This window comes from Buchnera aphidicola (Anoecia oenotherae), from assembly GCF_005080765.1.
Classification (GTDB): Bacteria; Pseudomonadota; Gammaproteobacteria; order Enterobacterales; family Enterobacteriaceae; genus Buchnera_E; species Buchnera_E aphidicola_AB.
In genome coordinates this window covers 113,973-136,941 of record NZ_CP033012.1, presented here as the reverse complement: position 1 = coordinate 136,941, position 22,969 = coordinate 113,973, and the positions used below count along the sequence as shown (strand labels likewise).

The 22,969-nt window shown below is 22.6% G+C and carries 18 protein-coding genes; 6 read left to right on the top strand and 12 right to left on the bottom strand.

The window, feature by feature from the left end:
- The first annotated feature begins 7 nt into the window (after positions 1–7).
- On the top strand, positions 8–3,241 hold the full coding sequence (gene carB, locus D9V65_RS00580) for a carbamoyl-phosphate synthase large subunit (RefSeq protein WP_158341655.1): 3,234 nt from the start codon (positions 8–10) through the stop codon (positions 3,239–3,241).
- 33 nt (positions 3,242–3,274) lie between these two features.
- On the top strand, positions 3,275–3,754 hold the full coding sequence (locus D9V65_RS00575; RefSeq protein WP_158341654.1) for a dihydrofolate reductase: 480 nt from the start codon (positions 3,275–3,277) through the stop codon (positions 3,752–3,754).
- 32 nt (positions 3,755–3,786) lie between these two features.
- Here the strand turns inward: D9V65_RS00575 and D9V65_RS00570 are convergent, their stop codons facing one another.
- Both D9V65_RS00570 and rsmA read right to left on the bottom strand, forming a co-directional pair.
- Positions 3,787–4,596: a symmetrical bis(5'-nucleosyl)-tetraphosphatase gene (locus D9V65_RS00570; protein ID WP_158341653.1), complete on the bottom strand. Its 810-nt coding sequence runs from the start codon at positions 4,594–4,596 to the stop codon at positions 3,787–3,789.
- A 105-nt stretch (positions 4,597–4,701) separates the two neighbouring features.
- Positions 4,702–5,412 (bottom strand): 16S rRNA (adenine(1518)-N(6)/adenine(1519)-N(6))-dimethyltransferase RsmA, encoded by a 711-nt coding sequence (gene rsmA, locus D9V65_RS00565; protein ID WP_261978546.1) that lies wholly within the window; start codon positions 5,410–5,412, stop codon positions 4,702–4,704.
- A gap of 260 nt (positions 5,413–5,672) precedes the next feature.
- On the opposite strand from rsmA, the gene D9V65_RS00560 reads away from it, so the two are divergent.
- A complete protein-coding gene (locus D9V65_RS00560) occupies positions 5,673–6,431 on the top strand; it encodes a DedA family protein (RefSeq protein WP_187305765.1) in 759 nt (252 codons plus the stop codon).
- 54 nt (positions 6,432–6,485) lie between these two features.
- On the opposite strand, the gene rplY is transcribed toward D9V65_RS00560, so the two are convergent.
- Both rplY and nfo read right to left on the bottom strand, forming a co-directional pair.
- A complete protein-coding gene (gene rplY / locus D9V65_RS00555; protein ID WP_261978540.1) occupies positions 6,486–6,797 on the bottom strand; it encodes a 50S ribosomal protein L25 in 312 nt (103 codons plus the stop codon).
- A gap of 144 nt (positions 6,798–6,941) precedes the next feature.
- Positions 6,942–7,790 (bottom strand): deoxyribonuclease IV, encoded by an 849-nt coding sequence (nfo, locus tag D9V65_RS00550; protein ID WP_158341650.1) that lies wholly within the window; start codon positions 7,788–7,790, stop codon positions 6,942–6,944.
- Between the two features lie 555 nt (positions 7,791–8,345).
- Here nfo and glyQ point away from each other — a divergent pair.
- Positions 8,346–9,239, top strand: a complete 894-nt coding sequence (gene glyQ / locus D9V65_RS00545) for a glycine--tRNA ligase subunit alpha (protein WP_158341649.1) — start codon at positions 8,346–8,348, stop codon at positions 9,237–9,239.
- Positions 9,240–9,261: 22 nt separating this feature from the next.
- Positions 9,262–11,331, top strand: a complete 2,070-nt coding sequence (gene glyS / locus D9V65_RS00540) for a glycine--tRNA ligase subunit beta (RefSeq protein WP_158341648.1) — start codon at positions 9,262–9,264, stop codon at positions 11,329–11,331.
- A gap of 707 nt (positions 11,332–12,038) precedes the next feature.
- Here the strand turns inward: glyS and pheT are convergent.
- From pheT to D9V65_RS00505, 7 genes are all read right to left on the bottom strand, one after another.
- The gene (gene pheT / locus D9V65_RS00535; protein WP_187305764.1) at positions 12,039–14,444 is read right to left on the bottom strand and encodes a phenylalanine--tRNA ligase subunit beta; all 2,406 of its coding nucleotides are present in this window, start codon (positions 14,442–14,444) and stop codon (positions 12,039–12,041) included.
- A gap of 13 nt (positions 14,445–14,457) precedes the next feature.
- Positions 14,458–15,441 (bottom strand): phenylalanine--tRNA ligase subunit alpha, encoded by a 984-nt coding sequence (gene pheS, locus D9V65_RS00530; RefSeq protein WP_158341646.1) that lies wholly within the window; start codon positions 15,439–15,441, stop codon positions 14,458–14,460.
- A gap of 252 nt (positions 15,442–15,693) precedes the next feature.
- Positions 15,694–16,050 carry a 50S ribosomal protein L20 gene (gene rplT / locus D9V65_RS00525; RefSeq protein ID WP_158341645.1) on the bottom strand — a complete coding sequence of 119 codons (357 nt, stop codon included), beginning with the start codon at positions 16,048–16,050 and terminating at the stop codon, positions 15,694–15,696.
- 52 nt (positions 16,051–16,102) lie between these two features.
- On the bottom strand, positions 16,103–16,300 hold the full coding sequence (gene rpmI / locus D9V65_RS00520) for a 50S ribosomal protein L35 (protein WP_158341644.1): 198 nt from the start codon (positions 16,298–16,300) through the stop codon (positions 16,103–16,105).
- Positions 16,301–16,372: 72 nt separating this feature from the next.
- On the bottom strand, positions 16,373–16,909 hold the full coding sequence (infC, locus tag D9V65_RS00515; RefSeq protein WP_158341643.1) for a translation initiation factor IF-3: 537 nt from the start codon (positions 16,907–16,909) through the stop codon (positions 16,373–16,375).
- A gap of 3 nt (positions 16,910–16,912) precedes the next feature.
- Positions 16,913–18,841 carry a threonine--tRNA ligase gene (thrS, locus tag D9V65_RS00510; RefSeq protein WP_158341642.1) on the bottom strand — a complete coding sequence of 643 codons (1,929 nt, stop codon included), beginning with the start codon at positions 18,839–18,841 and terminating at the stop codon, positions 16,913–16,915.
- 224 nt (positions 18,842–19,065) lie between these two features.
- The gene (locus D9V65_RS00505) at positions 19,066–20,112 is read right to left on the bottom strand and encodes a 3-deoxy-7-phosphoheptulonate synthase (protein WP_158341641.1); all 1,047 of its coding nucleotides are present in this window, start codon (positions 20,110–20,112) and stop codon (positions 19,066–19,068) included.
- A 1,119-nt stretch (positions 20,113–21,231) separates the two neighbouring features.
- On the opposite strand from D9V65_RS00505, the gene D9V65_RS00500 reads away from it, so the two are divergent.
- Entirely contained in the window at positions 21,232–21,603 is a 372-nt protein-coding gene (locus D9V65_RS00500) for an iron-sulfur cluster assembly accessory protein (RefSeq protein ID WP_158341640.1), read from the top strand.
- 50 nt (positions 21,604–21,653) lie between these two features.
- Here the strand turns inward: D9V65_RS00500 and tyrS are convergent, their stop codons facing one another.
- Positions 21,654–22,937 carry a tyrosine--tRNA ligase gene (gene tyrS, locus D9V65_RS00495; RefSeq protein ID WP_158341639.1) on the bottom strand — a complete coding sequence of 428 codons (1,284 nt, stop codon included), beginning with the start codon at positions 22,935–22,937 and terminating at the stop codon, positions 21,654–21,656.
- Between the last annotated feature and the right edge of the window lie 32 nt (positions 22,938–22,969).

Genomic DNA, 22,969 nt, shown 5'->3' with positions numbered 1-22,969 from the left:
ATTTAATATGCCAAAACGTACTGATATAAAGTCTATTTTAGTACTTGGAGCTGGTCCTATAGTAATTGGACAGGCGTGTGAATTCGACTATTCTGGAACTCAAGCATGTAAAGCTTTAAAAAAAGAGGGGTATAGAATAGTTTTAGTTAATTCTAATCCTGCTACTATCATGACTGATCCTAATATAGCACATGCTACTTATATAGAACCTATTCATTGGAGGGTAATTAAAAATATCATAAAAAAAGAAAAACCAGACGCAATACTTCCAACAATGGGTGGTCAGACAGCTTTAAATTGTATTTTAGAGTTATTTTCTAGAAATGTTTTACATGATTTTAATGTAGAAATATTAGGCGCTTCTATAGAAGCTATAAAGAAAGCAGAAGATAGAAATATATTTAAAAAGTTAATAAAAAAGATAGGGTTAGAAACAGCTAAGTGTGGAATAGCTCATAATATAGTTGAGGCTTATGAAGTATTAAAAAAAGTAGGATTTCCTTGTATAATACGACCTTCTTTTACTATGGGAGGAAGTGGAAGTGGAATAGCATATAATTATGAAGAATTTAAGAATATTTGTATTTCTGGATTAGAGTTATCTCCTATTAAAGAGTTATTAATTGATGAATCCTTAATAGGATGGAAAGAATTTGAAATGGAAGTTGTAAGAGATAGAAATGATAATTGTATTATTGTATGTTCTATTGAAAATATAGATCCAATGGGAATTCATACGGGTGATTCTATAACAATTTCACCAGCTCAAACTTTAAGTGATAAAGAATATCAAATTATGAGAAATGCTTCTATTTCTGTGTTAAAGGAAATAGGAGTTGAAACAGGTGGAGCTAACGTACAGTTTGCTGTAAATCCGCAAAATGGAAGAATGCTAGTGATAGAAATGAATCCTAGAGTTTCTAGATCATCAGCATTAGCTTCGAAAGCCACTGGATTTCCAATTGCTAAAGTTGCGGCGAAATTATCAGTAGGTTATACATTAGATGAAATATATAACGACATTACTGGTTCTGTAAAAATGCCAGCTTCTTTTGAACCATCAATAGATTATTGTGTTGTAAAAATTCCTAGATTCAATTTTGAAAAATTTGATGGTTCTAATGATAGATTAACAACTCAAATGAAGTCTATTGGAGAAGTAATGGCTATTGGAAGAAATTTTCAAGAATCTATACAAAAAGCAATTTGTAGTTTGGAAATAGGTAAAAGCGGTTTTGATTCCATGTTTATCAATAGTTCGAATATAGAGATAAAAAAAATTAAATATGAGTTGCAAAATCCTGGATCTGATAGAATTTGGTATGTTGCAGATGCTTTTCGTACCGGAATGTCATTAGATATAGTATATTCTATGTCTAAAATAGATAAATGGTTTTTAGTACAAATACGCGAAATTGTTGACATAGAAAAATTAATTATTAATACAAACTTTCAGTTTATAACAAAAGAATTTTTTAGTTTTATAAAAAGAAAAGGTTTTTCAGACTTAAGAATATCTTTGTTAACTCAAACAGTAGAAAATAAAGTTAGAAAAAAGAGAAAAGAGTTTAATATTTTTCCTGTTTATAAAAAAATTGATACTTGTGCAGGAGAATTTCCTTCTGAAACATCCTATTTGTATTCTACATGGGAAGAAGAGTGTGAATCTAATCCTAGTTTGAATAAAAATAAGATAATTATTTTAGGGAGTGGTCCAAATAGAATAGGTCAAGGAATAGAATTTGATTATTGTTGTGTACATGCTTCTATTGCTTTGAGAAAAGATGGATATGAAACTATTATGGTTAATTGTAATCCAGAAACAGTTTCTACAGATTATGATATTTCTAATAAATTATATTTTGAGCCTATATTTTTAGAAAATATACTTGAAATTATAAGAATAGAAAATCCAAAAGGAGTTATTATTCAATATGGAGGTCAAACGCCGTTACAATTAGCAAAAATTTTTAATAAAGAGCAAGTTCCTATACTTGGAACTACATTTCATTCAATAGATTTAGCTGAAAATCGTTACCTTTTTCAAAAAATAGTTCAAAAACTACGATTAAAACAACCTAAAAACATTACAGTAAATAATTTTCTTGAAGCAAAAATTGAAGCTAAAAATATAGGTTATCCTATAATGGTTAGACCTTCTTATGTATTAGGTGGAAGAAACATGCAAATTTTTCACAAACAAGAAGATTTAGAAAATTATTTTTCTAGCAGAAAAAGTGATAGTGATAAATTTGAGTATCCAATACTGTTAGATGAATATTTGCATAATGCAGTAGAAGTAGATGTAGACGCTATATGTGATGGAAAAACAGTATTCATTGCAGGTATATTAGAACATATTGAACAAGCAGGGGTTCATTCAGGAGATTCTGCATGTTCTATTCCAGCTTATACTCTTACTCAAGAAATACAAGAAAAGATTAAAGAACAAGTAAAAAAATTAGCATTAGCTATGTCTGTAAAAGGGTTAATGAATGTTCAGTTTGCTATAAGAGATAATGAAATATATTTATTAGAAGTTAATCCAAGAGCTTCTAGAACTATTCCGTTTGTTTCTAAATCTATAGGAATTCCGTTAGCTCAAATTGCTGTTAGAGTTATGTGTGGACAATCTTTATTAGATCAAAAAGTATTGAATGAAATTATTCCAAATTATTTTTTTGTAAAAGAAGTAGTTTTGCCTTTTCATAAGTTTCAAGGAGTAAATCCTATGTTAGGTCCTGAAATGAGATCTACTGGAGAAGTAATGGGAATAGGAACAAATTTTTCAGAAGCTTTTTCTAAAGCTATGTTAAGTGCTTCTATAAATATTAAAAATAATGGAAGAGTTTTGTTATCTATAGGTGATAGAGATAAAAATTCTATTATTGATATAGCTAAAAAATTAATACAAAGCGGTTTTTTATTAGATGCTACTATTGGAACTCATTGTTTTTTGAAAAATAATAAAATCTATACTAGATTGGTAAACAAATTATATGAAAATAGACCAAATGTGCAAGATAGAATTAAAAATGGGGAATATGCTTATATTGTTTACACTGCTTCATGTATTGAATCAATAAAACATTCTACTATAATATATAGTGAAGCTATACAACAAGGCGTTCACTTTGATTCTACTATTAATGGATCGTTTGCTACTACTATGACTTTAAATATTAAAGATGTTTCTCGTTATGAAGTAAGAAGTTTACAATCTATTCATAGAGTGTTTTAGTAAAATTGTAGAGAATAGGAGTGTATATTTTTAATGATTAGTATTATTGTGGCTATTTCAAAAAATTTTGTTATAGGATATAAAAATAAAATTCCTTGGCATATTCCAAATGATTTATTATGGTTTAAAAAAAATACTATTAAAAAAGTTGTTTTAATGGGAAGATTGACATGGGAGTCAATTGGAACACCTCTTTCGATGAGAGTAAATTTAGTATTAAGTAAAAAAAAAACTTATTTTCATAAAAATGTTATTTCTATTACTTCAATAGAAGAGGGTTTAAAAATTAGTAAAATATTAAATCTAGAGTTAGTAATTATTGGAGGAAGTTCTATATATAAGTCTATGTTACCATTTTCTAAAAAAATATATTTAACTTGCTTAAATACATGTTTTCATGGAGATACGTTTTTTCCTATTTTAGACAAATCAGAATGGAATCAAACGTTTTTTGTGAAAAAAAAAGATAATTTTAATTTTTTTAATTATACATTTTCTATTTTAGAAAGATAAATATTTTTTTTTACAATAATAAAACATTTGATTTATTTTAAAAAATCTTGTTTAACTATTATTTTTTCTTCCCATTTTAACACTGATAATGAACCTCCCCAACAGCATCCAGTATCTAATGCAATAATTTTTTTTGGAGTTCCTTGTCCGTTTAAAGAAGACCAATGACCAAATATAATAGTAAAGTTTTTTAAATTAGAGTTTTTTATATTAAACCAAGGAATTAAATTTTTATTTTTTATAAATTTTGGATTTATTTTACTATTGAGTTCTAAAGTACCATCTTTTAAGCAGAATCTCATTCTAGTAAAGGCGTTTATTATAAATTTAATTTTTTCTATGGAAGAATTGTTGTCTTGCCAAATAGTTGAATTATTACCTCTAATCATTTCTAAAATATTAAAAAAATTATTTCCTAACAACATATTTTTAATCTTTTTAGAATATAGTTTTATTTTTGGTAAATTCCACTGTGGATAAATTCCAGCATGTGACAAAATAAATTTTTTTTTTTCGTTTATTCGTGCTATAGGTGTTTTTCTTAACCATGAAATTAATTTTGAATGATCTGGAGCATTAAAAATTTTATCCATATAATGTTTCATATATTTTCTATTTTTATAGGCTAAAATTAGATTTAAATCGTGATTTCCTAGTACAATTTTAGCTGATTTACCTAAAGAAAATAAATAACGAAGAACTTCCAAGGAATGTTTTCCACGTCCTACTAAATCTCCTGTAGTCCATAATTCATCTTTTTTTGGACAAAAGTTGATTTTTTTTAATAATAAAATTAATTCTTTATAACATCCATGTATATCTCCAATAAAATATGTACTCATAGTTCACCTAAATGAATGATATTAGCAATAAGGTAAATATTTTACCAAATTTGTAGGAAATAACAAATATTACTTTTTAAATCTTTTAATAGTTTCTATTATTTTTTAAAAATTTAAGTATTTAGATAGTAAACAGTATTGACTAATTGATAAATTTTGAGCGCGTAGTAATGGGTTTATTCCTAATTTAATCAATTTTTTTTTTGGAAATAAAGAAGATAAACTATTACAAATAGTTTTTCTTCTTTGATTAAAGGCAACTTTTGTTATAAAGCTTAAAGTATTAATATCATATTTTGAATGTAAATTATCATTTTTCTTTTTAAAAGAAACAAAACAAGAATCTACTTTTGGAATTGGTTTAAAAGAATTTGGAGAAATATTTTTAAGAATTTTTATGTTAAAATAAAATTGTGATATGACAGTTAGTCGATTGTAAAATTTAGATCCTAATGTTGCTACTAGTCTAAGAACTACTTCTTTTTGTAACATAAAATGCATATCTTGAATATCATTATGATGTTTAAATAAAGAAAAAATTATTGGAATAGAAACATTATATGGTAGATTACCAAATATTCTAAATAAACTATTTCTGCTCTTTTTTATTTTAAATAAGTTAAAATTAATAGCATTCTCATTAAAAATGATTACATTATTGAAGTTATGATTATTTTCCATTTTTTTGCATAATTCTTTATCTATTTCAATGACTGTTAATTTTTTTAATAATTTACTAACTGGAATAGTTAAAGCACCTAATCCTGGTCCTATTTCTATTACTTGTTCTTCTTTTTTTAGTTTTAGAAAGGATATGATTTGGTTAATAATATTTTTATCAATTAAAAAGTGTTGTCCAAGTTTTTTGCGTTTTTTTTTTTACGTATAAACATAATTTATTGTATCTCAATAAAGATTGATATAATTTGAATAAATTTGATGAAATTTATTTTAAAAATATTTTTATTTAAACAGATGATTCTATTGTAAATAAAATTTTATTTATTTGAACTAGAGTAGTATTTTGTCTATATTATATAAATGTTAAAAAATAAAAGATAAAGATCATGTTTATAATGCACTGGTTTTCGTATATTACTTCTAAACATTCAGAATATATTTTAATTTTTATTTCGATTATTTCTTTTTTAGAATCATTTATAATAATAGGATCATTTCTTCCTGGAATGATTTTAATGTCTATATTAGGTACTTTCATAGGAAGTAGAAAAATAAATTTTTATTATGCATGGATATCTAGTACTTTAGGCTGTTTATTAGGAGATTGGTTATCGTATTATTTAGGATTTTTATGTTCTAATTGGATAATACGTTGTCATCTTTTTAAAAAATATAATTCTATTGTAGTTAAAGTAATATATGCGTTAAATAAGTATAGCGTACTAAGCATTTTTTTCGGAAAAATTTTAGGGTTTACTAGACCTATAATTCCTGTACTTTCTGGAATGTTAAAAGTTCCAATAAAAACATTTTTTATTCCTAATTTATTTGCATGTATATTGTGGCCTTTAATATATTTTTTTCCTGGAATTATAACAAGTATAGTTATAAATAGTCCAAAGATTAAGCAAAATACTTTTTTTAAATGGTTAATGTTATCTATTCCAATATTATCTTGGATAATAATGGTTTTATTATGGAAATGGTGGAAAGAAGAATTTAATACAGATAGATTATGGTTATATAGATATAAAAATAAAACATTTTTTTTATTGGTTATTTCTGTTCTACTTTTAATAAATAATATAATTCAATTGCAATATTATCCAGAAATTATTATTTTAAAGAATTTAATATATAGTATTATTATGTAAATACGTTCAGTAAAAAATGACATTATATTTAAAAAGTATAATATAAATAATTAGTTAAATAGTATTATTAATGTTAATAAAGTCTATATGTAATAATTTTTGTTTAAATGGATGCCATTGTACATTTTTTATTCTTACAAAATAAGTATCTAATTTTATTTTTATTTTTATGGTTTTGGAATAAAAATCTTTATTTTTCTGTAAATGAAAAATGGCATCATGATCTAATACAATAAGTACGGAAATACGGGGTTGATTTCCATAAATTACAGATGGAAATTTGTTTTTTAATCTAATTTTTCTACTATTATTAGTTCCCTTTTTTTCTCTATATATGGCGTTGATACTAAATGTATAATTTTTCACAAATATTTTCCTTAATATATATATTCTATTAAATATAAAAATATATATAATTTATAATTTATATCGAATAGTTAGCTTTTCTATATTAAAATAAATAATATTATATATTTATATTAAAAACAATAATTTATTTATAAAAAAATATTAACAATTTTTAAATATAGACCTTAACCAATGTATTTCTTGTTTCCATAAATTTTTATTGCTAGTTTCTAATATTAATGGGATATTATTAAATCGAGTATCATTCATTATATAAAAAAAAGCTTTTTTTCCTATATTTCCTAAACCTAAATTGTGATGTCTATCTATTCGACTATTAAATATAGTTTTAGAATCATTTAAGTGCATTGCTTTTAGATATTTTAGTCCAACTATTTTTTCAAATAATAAAAATGTTTTTCTAAAAGATGTTTCTGTTCGAATATCATATCCAGCAGAAAATAAATGACATGTATCAAGACAAACACCTATTCTAGATTTATCATGTATATTTTTAATTATTTTAGCAATATGTTCAAATTTATATCCAACAGAACTTCCTTGTCCAGCTGTATTTTCTATTACTAGATTCACTGTTTTTGTTTTTTTTAATACATAATTGATAGATGAAGATATTAGTTTTAGACAAATTTTTTCAGAAATTTTTTTCAAATGATTTCCAGGATGAAAGTTTAATAGATGTAATCCTAATTTTTGACATCGGTCAATTTCATCCAAAAAAGCCATTCTTGATTTTTTTAGTAAAGAAGCATTAGGGTTTCCTAAATTAATTAAATAACTAGCGTGAGGGATTATATATTTGTTAGAAAATTCGCATATATCACATGCTGCTTTGAACTTTAGTATTGTTTTTTTATCTAAAATAGGAGAAGTCCAACGAAGTTGATTTTTAGTAAAGAATGAAAATGCAGTAGATCGGAGTAGTTTTGCTCTAAATACTGCTTTATCAATTCCTCCAGATGTACTAAAATGAGCTCCAATATATTTCATGAATTTCTACCTGTATTTATTAATGATATAGTAGTATTGTAATGTGAAACAAAAAAAATATTTGAATTATAAAAAATATTTTAAATATTTTATTAAAAACAAATATAATATAAATTGTTTTTAATATTCAAAATCATAGGTGTAAAATATGAATATTTATTTAATATATCTAAAGATACAATGTTTCATTAGATAAGTGCAATTAAAATTTTTATTAAGATCAAATTTATTTAAATAATATATAGTAAGATTTAATTATTGATTTTTGAATAAAGTTCTAAACAAAAGCAACAATATTAAATATTAATAAATGGTTTTATTACTAATTACTATTATATAGATAAAATTTAAAATTAATTAGAATTTATGAAATTAAATAACATACATATATTAAAAAAATTTTTTTAATTTTAATTAAAATTTTGAAAAAATTATGAAAATATTCAAAAAAAAATTAAAGAAGTTATATACTTATTATAATAAGTTATATATAAAATAGAATTTTTCTATTACACTGTAAGTAGTGTTAATAGAATAAACAACATTGGATTTTTAATGAAATTATTTAAAAATATTACATTTATTAGTATTATAAATGTTTTAAAGCAATATTGGAGTAGTAAGGGTTGTATTATTATTGAACAATTAGATATACCAGTAGGAGCGGGAACTTTTCACCCTGAAACATTTTTTAATAGCATAGGAAAAAAACATTTTTCTAGAGCATATGTACAATCGTCTCGTCGTCCTTCTGATGGAAGATTTGGAAAAAATCCAAACAGATTACAGCGTTATTATCAATTTCAAATTATAATAAAACCTGCTCCAAATAATATTCAAGATTTGTTTTTAAATTCTTTAAAACAATTAAATATACATAGTACAGAACAAGATATACGTTTTGTAGAAGATAACTGGGAAAATCCTACTTTAGGTGCTTCAGGTATTGGATGGGAAGTATGGATTAATGGAATGGAAGTTTTTCAGTTTACTTATTTTCAGCAAGTAGGAGGTGTTGAATGTGATCCAGTTGCTGTAGAAATTACTTATGGTTTGGAACGATTATGCATGCATATACAAAATATTGACAATGTATATGATTTAGTGTGGGATATATCTAAGAACAAAAAATCCTTTACTTATAAAGAATTATTTTTAGTTAATGAAGAAGAACAATCAATGTATAACTTTGAATATTCTGATACTAATACTTTATTTTCTTTATTCGAAATTTATTTAAAAGAGACAGAACGTTTATTAAATTTAAAAAATCCTTTAATTATTCCTGCATATGAAAATCTTTTATATGCTATTCACAATTTTAATTTATTGGATGCAAAGAAAGTTATATCTGTAACAGAAAGGCAAAATTATATTTTAAAAATACGAAGTTTTTCAAAAAAAATAGCAAATATTTATTTTTTTAGAGTCAGTACTCTGATTACGTAAGTATTTAAAATAGTGAAAAATAATGAAAAAAAAAACATTATTAGTAGAATTAATTACTGAAGAATTACCAGCGAAAAATTTATTTAGTTTGTCAAGATTATTTTCTAAATTAGTAGTTAATGAGTTAACTTTTTATAGAGTTAAGTATAAAAATGTAGAATGGTTTTCTTCTCCTAGAAGATTAGCTATAAAAGTAAATGGTATAGATGATTTTGCTATAGTTTTAAAAAAAAAACAGGAAATAAGTAAGACATCATTTTTTTTAAAGAGTAAAAAAATAATTAAAGAAAATGAAAAACAAGTTCAGCATATTCATTCTGATTTAGAAAATTATAATAAACGTGATAAGAAATTATATATAAACAATACATATGTAGAAAATGATATATATAAATATATAGAATTTATATTTTCACAAATAGTTTTATCTTCTCTAAAAAAATTAACTTTAAAATCGACTGTAATGAGATGGAGTAATAAAAATATAAAATTCATCCGTCCTGTTAGGAATATATTAGTTTTGTTAGATAAGAAAAATATTTTAGTAAATGTTTTTGGAATAAAGTCCAATAGACTGACGTTTGGACATTTTTATATGAACAAAAAAATAATTTCAGTTATAGAAGCAAAAGAATATCCATCAATTTTAAAGACTAAAGGGCAAGTATTAGTAGACCATTATGTTAGAAAAGATGTAATTGTAAATGAATTAAAAAAGCAAGCTAATTTAATTGGTGGTATTGTTAAAATTTCTGAAAAATTATTAGAAGAAGTAACTTCTTTAGTAGAATGGCCTGAAGTGCTAGTTGCTTCTTTTCCAAAGAAGTTCTTATCCATTCCTTCTAGCATTATTACCTACATAATGGAAAGAGATCAAAAATTCTTTCCTATATTTGATAAAAATAATAATTTAATAAATAAATTTTTATTAATTTCTAATATTATTCCTAAATGTTCACATAGTATAGTTCATGGTAATGAAAAAGTAATAGTTGCTAGACTTTCAGATGCTAAGTTTTTTTTTTCTATTGACAGAAAAAAAAATTTAAAAAGATATTTTTTAGATTTAAAAAATATTATTTTTCATACATCATTAGGTTCTTTATTGGATAGAAGTAAAAGAATAATTAAATTAGTAAAATATATTTGTAGATTAACTAACAAGAATAATATTCTTTCTATACAAGCTGCTAAACTTTCTAAATGTGATTTAGTAACTAATATTGTAAGGGAATTTCCAGAAATGCAAGGAAAAATAGGTAGTATATATGCTTTATTAGATGGAGAAAATAAAAAAGTGGCTTTAGCTATAAAAGAACAGTATTTTAACATCAATAAAGAAGAAGATGTTCCTGATAGTGATACATCGTGTAATTTATCCCTTGCAGATAAAATAGATATGCTTGTAGGAATGTTTGTTGCAAACAGTAGAGTAAGTAGTAATGGAGATCCATTTGGTATGAGGAGATCTGCGATAGGATTAATTTTAATTATATTAAAAAGACAAATAGATATTAAACTTGATAGTTTAATAAACACTGCAGTTTCTTTATATAAGGTTCATAATAAAGTACATGATAAAATTATAATAAAAGTAAAAAATTTTTTATTTAATAGAATTTTTTATTTTTATGCAAATAAAAATTATAATAAATCTGTAATTAATTCTGTTCTTTTTGGACAGGATACTAATCTTATTAGTATTAATAATAAGATAAATTTTATAAGTAATATCTATTATTCTAAATATTTTATTAAATTAATAAGTTTATATAAAAGATTAGATAAAATATTAAAGAAAAATAGTATTCTATTTTTAAAAAAAATCAACTTTTTTTTATTAAGAGATAGGCAAGAAAGAGTTTTATATAAGTTTTTTATTTATATAAAAACTAAAAAAATTTTTTTAAAAAATAAAGAAAAATATAAATCTTTCTTTTTTTTATTACATAAATTAACTAATTTTGTAGATTATTTTTTTAAAAAAGTGTTAGTAAATGATAAAAACATAGAAGTTAAGACGAATAGATTATCTCTTTTAAATTCTATATTCATATTTTTAAATAGTATAGTTAATTTTTCTTATTTTTAATTTTTAATGTTAAATATTAATAACTAGTTCATTATTTACTAGTTTTAAAAATTATAAATATGAATAATATTTAATTTACTGTTAACTAAATAACGGTATATTATATATAATATAGTTGTTTACGGTTTTTTAAAATCAATTTAAAATTAAAAATTAAAAAATTTTTTTTAATAATCGTTAAAAATATTAGATATTAATATGTTTTAGTATTTATCTAAATTAGATTAGTTATCGATTAATATTGTATAAATATACACTATTAATTTAATTATTAATTTAGTATATATTTATATTTTTTATTAAATATAATGATACTATGCATATTAATTATTAATTTAAAAATATGTACTGTAAATAGTTTAAATATAAATTTAATTATCATGGTTTTAATTGTAATAAGTATTATGCAATATAGTTTTCAACATTGTTATTGATCTTTTTATATTTTGAAAAAGATAAAATATTAAAATTTTTTTTAATTAAACAATATATATTTAATGCAAATATTTAATCATATGTAGTACATAGATATTTATAGGTGATATTATGGCTTTTATAGATTTAACATTATTAAATAAAATATTCTTGGTATAAGAAACAGATTTGAATTATATGTATATACTGTAATTAAATATACATAAATTTATAAGCAATATAAATTTTTTAGTTTTAAGTTTATAGAAAATTATTAAATTTATTGAATAATCTCATAATTTTCTAAGACTAGCTTTATATTTCTGTCCTAAAATATGTATGCAATTATTAATAATAGAATCAATTTCGTGATTGGTATATGTTTTTTTATAATGTTGAAATATAAATCTTATTGATATGCTTTTTTTTTGGTTTTGAATTTGATTTCCATAGTAGACATCAGTTATATTTATTTTTGTTAAATTATTATCTACTATTTTCATACAAGTTTGGATGATATCCATGGATAAAGTAAATATAGGTATTACTATAGATATATCTCTTTGAATAGTAGGAAATGGAGATATTAAATGAATAACTCTTGGTTTTTTTTCTTTTATTTTATCTAAAAATAATTCAAATAAAATAGTTGGATTTTTTAAATTAAATTTTTCACTTATTTTAGGATCTAGTTCTCCTATTTTTCCAATAATAGTTTTATTTATGTATATATAAGCACTTTTTCCAGTATGTAATCCAGTGATGCAAGCAGGTATAAATTCTATTTTTTTTATATTAACACATAATTCTAAAACAGATTCTACATCTCCTTTTAAGTCATAAAAATTACACATTCTATTTTTACCATCCCAGTTAGTAGGATAGAATAATCCATTGATGGCTCCAGAGAGGACGTGGATTTCTTTTATTTTTAATTCTTTTGTTTTTTCTTTTATAAAACAAATTCCGCTTTCAAAAAATCGTAGAGAATTATTTTGGCGATTTTGATTGTATTCCATCGAAGATAATAATCCCATCCATATTGATTGTCTCATAGAAGATAATTCTTTAGAAATAGGATTTTTTATTGTTAAGTAATTATTTTTTGTAAAAAAAAGGTTTTGTATGTTAGGATTAACAAATCCATAAGTAATTATTTCATAATATCCTTTATCTATCAAAAGATATTTAATTCTGCATAAATCAAATTTTGTATTGTTTTTTTTGCTATTATTAGTGTAATTTTTTATAGGTAAATAATCAATTTTTTTATATCCGTATATTCGTAAAAAATCTTCTATTACATGCTCCTCTATTTTTACATCATATCGCCAGTTTGGAACTATAACGGTTATTGTTTTATTATTTTCAAATATTTCATATCCTATTTTTTGTAAAATTTTGAAGATAACATTTTTTTGTATATTACAGCCTAATAATCTATTAAAATTTTTTAATTGTATGTTTATTTTAATACATTCGTGATAAATTGTATCGTTATTGCTTAAATTTATTGATTGTTCAATACCGTCACATAAATGAACTATTAAGGAACTAGTATAGTCAATTAATTTAGTTTGTAATCCGTAATCGGTGCTATATTCATATATGCGATAGTTATTTTGTAAACAGATACTATTTTTGTTTAAATTATGAAATGAAGAATATGGTTTTAAAAAGATAGATCCTATAAATATATTTCTAGATTTTTTTTGCATATGAAATATTTTTTCGTTTAAATTATTTCCTAATGATAATATTTTTTCAGTATTAGATACGACTATAGATGTTTTTGAAAGAATAAAATTTTTTTTTGTATATAAATTTTTTATTTCTTTTTCTTTTGGATGCCTAATAAATAATTCATTTTTTATTAGAGAAGAATCTATAATATGAACTGGTTGTCCTAATTCAATATAAACATAGTTAATAATATTATCTAGAATATTTTTTCCAGGTAAAATTTCAGCAAATCTAAGTCTTTCTTTTAGCCAATATGGAGTTTCTTTTTTTAAATTTATATTTTTAATTTTTCTTCCACAATATGTTACAAGATGTTGTAAATTTTCTTCTATTTTTATATTTATCTTGTTTTTTTGATTTTTTGTTGTATGTTTTATTTTAATAAATGGTAATTTTAAATTATTTACTACAGCTATTTCTTTTGCTAAAGTTAATAAGCTTAGTCCATACGAACGATTAGGTGTACTGGATATATTAATTATTGGAAAAAAATGTGAAAAAAATTCTTTTATATCTAGTCCAAGTGGATATTTAGAAGATATTTCAATAACTTCTTTTTGTGAGATGTTAATTCCTAAATCTAAAAAAGTGCAAATTTTTCCTTCTGAATAAATATTTTTAGTAATTAGTGTTTTTTTTATCACTAATTTGTTAGGTAATATAGATTTTTCTGTTGCTATTGCTACTATTTTTCCGATAGATGTAGTATCTAATATACCATATACAATAATTGATTTATTTGAACCAATATCAACAGTAAAAAAATTTAATTTACTTTTTTTTTTTATTTTTAATTCGTTTATAATTTTTCCTGTAATAATATTATGAAAAGTATTAAAAAAAAGAGGGTTATATATATTTGCTTCAAATCCTATTTCTGTTAGCTGATTACAAAGAGTAGATGTATTTATTTTAGGATCGATCCATTCTCGAAACCAAGATTCGCTAAATTTCATAAAATATCCTATTTTATTTAAATTGTTGAAGAAATTGAAGATTATTTTCAAAAAAAGAACGTAAGTCATCTATTCCATATTTTAACATAGTAATTCTTTCTACTCCTAATCCAAAAGCACATCCTGTGTATTTTTTTGAATTAATCCCAGATTTATTTAAAATGTCTGGATGTATCATTCCGCAACCTAGTACTTCTAGCCATTTTGTGTTATGAGTTTGTATATCTATTTCCGCTGATATTACAGTAAATGGAAAATATGAGTTCCTAAATTTAATATTAGCTTTTTTTTGAAAAAAAAAACAGAGAAATTCGTTCATTAACCATTTTAAGTTAGCGAAGTTAATGTGTTCTTCTATAATAATACCTTCTATTTGATGAAACATTGGAGAATGTGTTCGATCAAAATCATTTCTATATACTTTTCCTGGAACGATAGTTCTAATTGGTGGTTTATTTTTTTTCATAATTCGTATTTGAGAACTAGATGTTTGAGTTCTTAGTAATTTTTTAGAATTAAACCAAAAAGTATCTTGACTAGTTCTAGACGGATGATGTTTCCATATATTTAAAGCATCAAAATTATGATAATCATCTTCTACTTCAGGTCCTGAAGCAGTATTAAATCCTAATTTGAAAAAAAAATTTTTAATAATGTTAATTGACTCTGTAATAGGATGAAATGCTCCATTATTAATTCTTGTTCCAGGTAAAGAAACATCTATGTTTTCTTGTTTCATTTTTAAAATCATTTGATTTAAATTCAATTTTTCTTTTTTTATTTTTATTAGTTTTAACATTATATTTTTTGATTTATTTATTATAATAAACTTTTTTTTTCTTTGTTTTAAGGGAAGAGATAATAATATATGTATATATTTTGTAACTTCTCCTTTTTTTCCTAAGAAAAATATTCTAGAATTTTCTAAATGAAGCACTGTCTTTGCGTTTTTAAATGAGCGTATAGCTTTTTTAATTAAAATAACTAATTTTAGCATTATAGTACAGTTCCTGTTTAATTGATTAAAATCATTAAACATATAGTATAGTTTATGAGTTAAAAGCTTCCAAAAAGGAAGCTTTTTATTTTTTAAAAAAATTAAAAATTAGTATTTATAGGATAAGTTATACATTTTGTGTTGTAGAACACAAATTCTTTAAAAGAGATTTTTTATGTATAAAAATATTTTATATAATATAAGATTTTTTTGAAAAAACTTTTTTTATAACATATGTTTAAATAAATTAGATTAATTTATTATTGTTTGAGATTGTTTTACTATTTTTTTAAAAGTTAAAGGATCATTGATTGATATTTCTGATAAAATTTTTCTATTTAAATTTATACCAGAATTTTTTAATCCAAATACAAATTTATTGTAAGAAATATTATTACTGCGAACAGCAGCATTAATTCGAATAATCCATAGTTTTCTAAATTGTCGTTTTTTTTGTCGACGATCTCTATAAGAATATTGTCCTGCTTTTATTACAGCTTGATTTGCAACTCGATAAACTTTAGATCTAGCTCCATAGTATCCTTTAGCTTTTTTTAGTATTTTTTTATGTCGGGCACTTGAAGTAGTTCCACGTTTTACGTGAACCATAAATATCTTCCTTTTTTTATTAGTAAAGTTTAAATATTTTATATTTAAAAAGTTAAATATAAGGTAAGCAAAATTTTATTTTAGAGACATCACTTTTAGAAACTATTGATTTAGATCTAATTTTTCGTTTATAATTAGTTGTTTTTTTTGTTAAAATATGTTGAAGATTTGATTTTTTTCTTTTAAATTTTCCAGAAGCTGTTTTTTTAAATCTTTTAGAGACACTGCGTATAGTTTTTATTTTTTGCATAGTATTTGTATCTTGTATTAAATAATAAGTAGTAAACTACGTTATTTAAAATTTTAACTCTAAAGTTAAAGTTTATTTTTTAGGAGAAAGAAACATAATCATTTGTCTTCCTTCTATTTTAGAAGGAAAAAAATCAACTATCGATAAATGACATAAATCGTTTTTAACTTTTTGTAAAAGATTTAGCCCAATTTCTTGGTGAGCCATTTCCCTACCCCTAAAACGTAAGGTTATTTTTACTTTATTTCCTTCGTTTAGAAATCGAATTAAATTTCGTAATTTCACATTATAGTCACCAATGTCTGTACTTGGACGAAATTTTACTTCTTTTATTTGTATGGTTTTTTGTCTTTTTTTTTGTTCTTTATAAGATTTATTTTTTTTATACAGGAATTTTCCATAATTCATGATTTTACAAACTGGAGGATTAGCATTAGGGCTTATTTCAACTAAATCCATATTAACTTTTTCGGCTTGAAGTAAAGCTGTTTTTAAGCTTACTATTCCAATAGGTTTTCCTGCAACGTCTGAAAGACGTACTTCTTTAGCCCTTATTTCGTTATTAATTCGATTAGGACGTTTTAATGTGGGTTTTTTTATAACTTTAATATTTTATACCTCCAATCCAGTGTTAGAATAAGTTGTAATCTCTTTAATTAAAGCATTAATAAAATTGTTAAAACATATATTTTTTATATTTTTTCCTAATCGTGTTCTTACTGTAATAGTAGAAGAATATTCTTCTTTATCTCCGATAATTATTATATAAGGAGTATAACATACTATATGTTCTTTAATTTTAGTGCTAATGTTTTCATTTCTAGTATCACATTTTGTTCTTACGTTTAATTGTATTAATTTTTTTTCTAAAGAATAAGCATATTTTGAATTTTTATCGTGAACCGTTAGTAAAACTACTTGAACTGGAGATAACCAAGTTGGTAATTTTCCTGCATATTCTTCTAGCAAAATTCCTATAAAACGTTCGATGGATCCTAATATAGCTCGATGAATAATTACTGGATGTTTCTTTTTATTATTTTTATCTATATAGTTTGCATTTAATCGTTGTGGTAAATAAAAATCTAGTTGTATTGTTCCGCATTGCCATAGTCTATCTAATGAATCTTGTAAAGTAAACTCTATTTTTGGTCCATAAAAAGCACCTTCTCCTATATTGTGATGATAATTGATATTATTAGAGTTTAGTACGGATTTTAAATCATTTTCCGCTTGATCCCAAATTAAATCATTCCCAATTCGGTTTTTTGGACGTGTAGAAAAATTAACGTTTATTTTTTTAAATTTAAAAATATTATAGACATCAAACATCATTTTAATACAATTATTAATTTCTGATTGTATTTGATCAATGCTACAAAAAATATGAGCATCATCTTGAGTAAAACTTCTAATTCTCAGTAGTCCGTGTAGTGAGCCTGAAGATTCGTTTCGATGACAACATCCGAACTCAGATAGTCTAATAGGTAAATTTTTATATGAAACTAGTTTTCTATTAAATATTTGAACGTGAGCTGGACAATTCATAGGTTTTAAACAATATTTTCGATTTTCAGAAGAAGTAGTAAACATAGATTCTTTATAGTAATCTAGATGACCGCTTTTTTCCCACATAGATTGATTAATTATAATAGGTGTATGAACTTCTTCATAAAAATATTTTTTTAGTTTAAGACGAATAAATGTTTTTAGTTCCTTATAGATAATAAATCCGTTATTATGCCAAAAGACCATTCCGGGGGATTCTTTTTGAATGTGATATAAATTTAATCTTTTGTTTATTTTTCTATGGTCTCTTTTTTTTAAAAAAATAATTTTTTGCAAAAATTGTTGTAGTTTTTTATTTGATTCCCATGCTGTAACAGATATTCTTTGAAGCATTTTATTTTGTTTATTTCCCTTCCAATAAGCTCCAGAAATTTTTTGAATTTTAAAATGATTACAAAATTGTATATTTGGTACTTGAGGGGATAAAGCTATATCGAAATAAGATTCATGATAGTACAAATTAATTTTTTTATCTTTTTTACTAATATTTTTTAATATCTTAACTTTATAGCTTTCTTTAATTACGGTAAATAGCTCTATAGCTTTTTTTACTTGTATTTTTTTTCTTTTTATATCATAACCATTTTTTAGAATTTTTTTCATTTTGTTTTCAATAGTAATGATATCACTTTTAGTTAAAAATTTTTTTAATTCTATATCACAAAAAAAACCATTTTTGGTTATATTTCCTTCAGCTATTTTAGAATCTATCCATAATTTTTTTATTGCGTAAGTGAGTAATTGTAAACAGGAATTTCGTATTATAAAAATTGATTCTGGATCATAGATTGTAATAAACTTGACAGTAGAATCTTCTATAATGAGATGATTTAAATCTTTTATATTATTGTTTATAAAAGCAGCTATACATATGTGATAAATTTTTTTATTATAATCTTTAATTAGTTCTTTAATAGAAATAGGATTGTTATATATCTTTTTTTTCTTATCAAAAAAAATAATAGTAGGCATCTTTCATCCTTAATGAAAGAGATATAGTTATTATATGAAATAAATATTTCATATGATTATAAAAATAGTATAAAAAGTAAAAAAAATAATTTTTAAATATGTTAAATTATAAAATTTAAATGTTTAGTTTTGTATTAAAAAAAACAAATTTTATATAGAAATATATAAGTATTTAGTTTATATGAAAAACCAGTCAATATTTAAAAAATTGACTGGTTTTATTATTAAAAACGACTATCAACTGATTCCGCTAGTTTATTTATAATAAGTTCGCTATTTTTCCAATTTAGACATGGATCAGTAATAGATTTTCCATATACCAATTGGCTTTTCGGCTGTAGAGGTTGAGATCCTTCCTTTAAAAAACTTTCAATCATGACACCTGCTATAGATGTTGAGCCGGTTTTTATTTGTCTAGTTACTGATTCGCATACGTCAATTTGTCTTAAATGTTGTTTTAGACAGTTACCGTGACTAAAATCTATCATTAAGTGTTCTGGTAAATTAAACTTTTTTAAATATTTAACTGCTTGCGCAATGTTTTCGGAATGATAATTAGGCATTATTCCACCTCGCATAATAAGGTGCCCGAATGGGTTTCCGCTAGTATGATTAATACTCATTTGACCATGTTTGTTTGGAGCTAAAAAAAGATGTTTAACTTGTGTAGCACGAATAGCATCGATAGCTATTCGTATGTTACCATCTGTTCCATTTTTGAATCCTACTGGACAAGACAAAGCTGAAGCCATTTCTCGATGAATTTGACTTTCTGTTGTTCTTGCTCCTATTGCTCCCCAACTAATTAAGTCGGCAATAAATTGTCCTATAACCATATCTAAGAACTCTGTAGCAGCTGGCATACCTAAAGAATTTATATCAAGTAATAATTTTCGAGCAATACTTAATCCTTCGTTAACTTTCATAGTTCCGTCAAGATAAGGATCAGAAATTAATCCTTTCCAGCCTACAACAGTTCTAGGTTTTTCAAAATATGTTCTCATGACTATTTCTAATCTATCACGAAATTTTTTTCTTAATTTATAAAGGTTTGTAGCATATTCGATTGCTGCTATAGGATCGTGTAGAGAACATGGTCCGATAATGACTAATAGTCGTTTATCTTTTCCTCTAATAATATTAGCAATATTTTTTCGAGTTTGTATAACATTGTCCATAATAGATGAAGTTATAGTATAACGTTTAGCTAACTCAGCTGGAGTTATTAATGGATCAATTCGTATAGTACGTAGTTCATCTGTTTTTTTCATATTTATCTCTAAGATAAGTGTAATATAAGTAATATATATATACTTTTAAAATATTAAATATAGAATATGTTTTACAATTTATGATAGTAGTACATTAAGTTATTATTATAGATAATTATTTTATTACAATAGTTTTAATTTTTTATATAGAAATATATAACATTTTTTAAATAAGTAATATTAGTTTAATTTTATTAATAAATAAAAAATAGAATTAAATTTTAATTTTTTTTTCAAATAAACAATTATATTAATTTAATTAAGTGAATTAAAGGTAAAAGATAAATAGTTATATATATAAATGGTATATATAGTAACGTATTATTGTTTTTAACAGATTTAGGAAAATAAATATTTAAAAAATAATAATATATTATAACAATATATTTTTATTTTTTTGAATAATTTTTAATTGCATTAAGCAATATAGTTTAAAGTTAATAAACTATCTGTATAAATTAGTTTAATTTTTATCTATTTTGTTTTTATAGATGTATAATTAATAATTATTAACAACTAAATTTAGTTTTTCCAATTAGTAATTGGATAATCTGTTTTTAATACATGTTAATAATTTATATAAAAATTTATTACTATAAAATTTATAGTTTACATATTATTATGATATTAAATGAGTGTTTAGTGACGTAATTTTTTATTTTTATATTAATGAAGAATATATAAGTATTATTATTTTTATAATATTAATACAGAAGATATGTTTTATAGTATATTGATGATTATAAATAATTTTATATTTTTAAAATTTATTAAAGTACAAGAAGTATAAATTCATTAATTTTATATAATAAATAATTTAAAATTTAAATAATTTTAATAAAAAAAATAAAATTATACGCAATATTTTTAGATCGATTTGTTTTAAAATATATATATATAAAGTAAACAATTTATATTTTTTATTTTAAATGTTATAGATATAAATCTATAAAAAAAAATTTACATATGTTTTATTTAAAGTTATTAATAATAAATTTATATATAAATAAAGAAAATTTCTTCTATTCACAAAAAAAAGTTATAAATAATATTTTATTTTTAGTAATTTAGTATTTATGTATTTAATTATATAAGTATTTTATAAAAAAAAGGTAAAAAATGATATTTAATGAAACAAGTATTTTTATTCCTAAATATGGAAATTGGTCGGGGATAATTATAACTAATAATGCAAAAATACAAATATATCGTTTATTATGTAATAATAAAGAGAAAAATATACAATTTTTTTTAAAAAAATCTGGATGTGCTGGTTTTCGTTATGGAATAGAAGTGTATTCTAAAAGTAATGATAATAATCATATAATCTTTATGCATAAAAATATGAGTATTTATGTATTAAAAAAAGATGTTAAATTTTTAGATGGAATTACTATTGATTATATTAAAAATGGAATAAATAGAAATTTTACTTTTTATAATGCTAAAGAATTACACCGTTGTGGATGTGGAGAAAGTTTTACTATATAGTTTTTTTTATATAAAATATTTTAATTTTATAAAAATATTTTAATAAAAAATTATTTGTTCCAAAATAATAAACAATGGTTTCTTTTTCCTTTACTTAAAATTGTATATTTATTAAAAATTTTATCATTTTTAGAAAATTTATAGTGAATATCTTTTTGTAGCTTCTTGTTTATTCTAATAGATTTATTTTTTATTAAATATCTAGATTGACGTTTAGAAGAGGATAATTTAGAAATTAATAATGCTTTTTGTAAATTAGTTTCTTTGGAAACTAATGTAGATGGGATTCCGTCAATTTTTAATTGTTGAAAATCAGTTTTAAAAACTTCTAAAAAAGAGTCAGAAAATAAGTAGTTGGTGATGCGTTGTGCTGATAATAACCTATGTTTTCCGTGTATTAACCTAGTAATATAACTTGCTAATATTTTTTTTATTTTTAAAACTACTTTTTTATACATAAATTTTTCTTCTATTTTATTTATTTTATGCAAATTTATTAATGTAAATAATTTTAGAAAGTTTATTATGTACTTATCTTGTGTATTCAACCAAAACTGATAAAATTTATAAGGAGTAGTTTTTTTTTCATTTAACCAAATAGTTTCTTTTTCTGTTTTTCCAAATTTTTTACCGTTAGATTGAAGAAGTAGAGGAACAGTTATTCCGGAAACGTTCTTTTTATATAAATTTTTAATTAGATGAATTCCAGAAGTGATATTCCCCCATTGATCTGAACCTCCTATTTGCAGGATTACTTTATAGTTTTTAAACAACCATAAAAAATCATATGATTGTAGTAAACTATAAGAAAATTCCGTAAAAGAAATTCCTGACTTTGATTTCGTAATTCGTTGTTTAACAGATTCTTTTTTTATCATTTTATTTACTGAAAATTGTTTTCCAATAATACTTAAAAAGTCTATAATATTAATATTATTTATCCAATTAAAGTTATTTAAAACTTTAATTGTATTTTTTTTGTTTTTTATTTTAAAAAATGTAATAAGTTGTTTAGTAATTTTTTTTTCCCATAGATTTTTTGTTTCAGTTTTAAAATTAAAACGTCTTTCTTTATCTTTAAAACTCGGATCTCCTATAATACTAGTTGCTCCTCCAATTAAAATTATAGGAATACATTTTATAATTTGAAAATATTTAATGCATAACATAGGAAGTAAATGGCCGACATGAAGACTATCAGCAGTTGGATCAAATCCACAGTATATTTTGAAAGAATGATTACTTGATAGGTTTTGAATTAATTCTTTTTCATGAGCTATTTTAGAAATTAATCCTCTATTTTTTAGTTCTTGTAATAGTTTATTTATTTGCACAGAAAGTTCCTATAATATAGATATTTATTTTA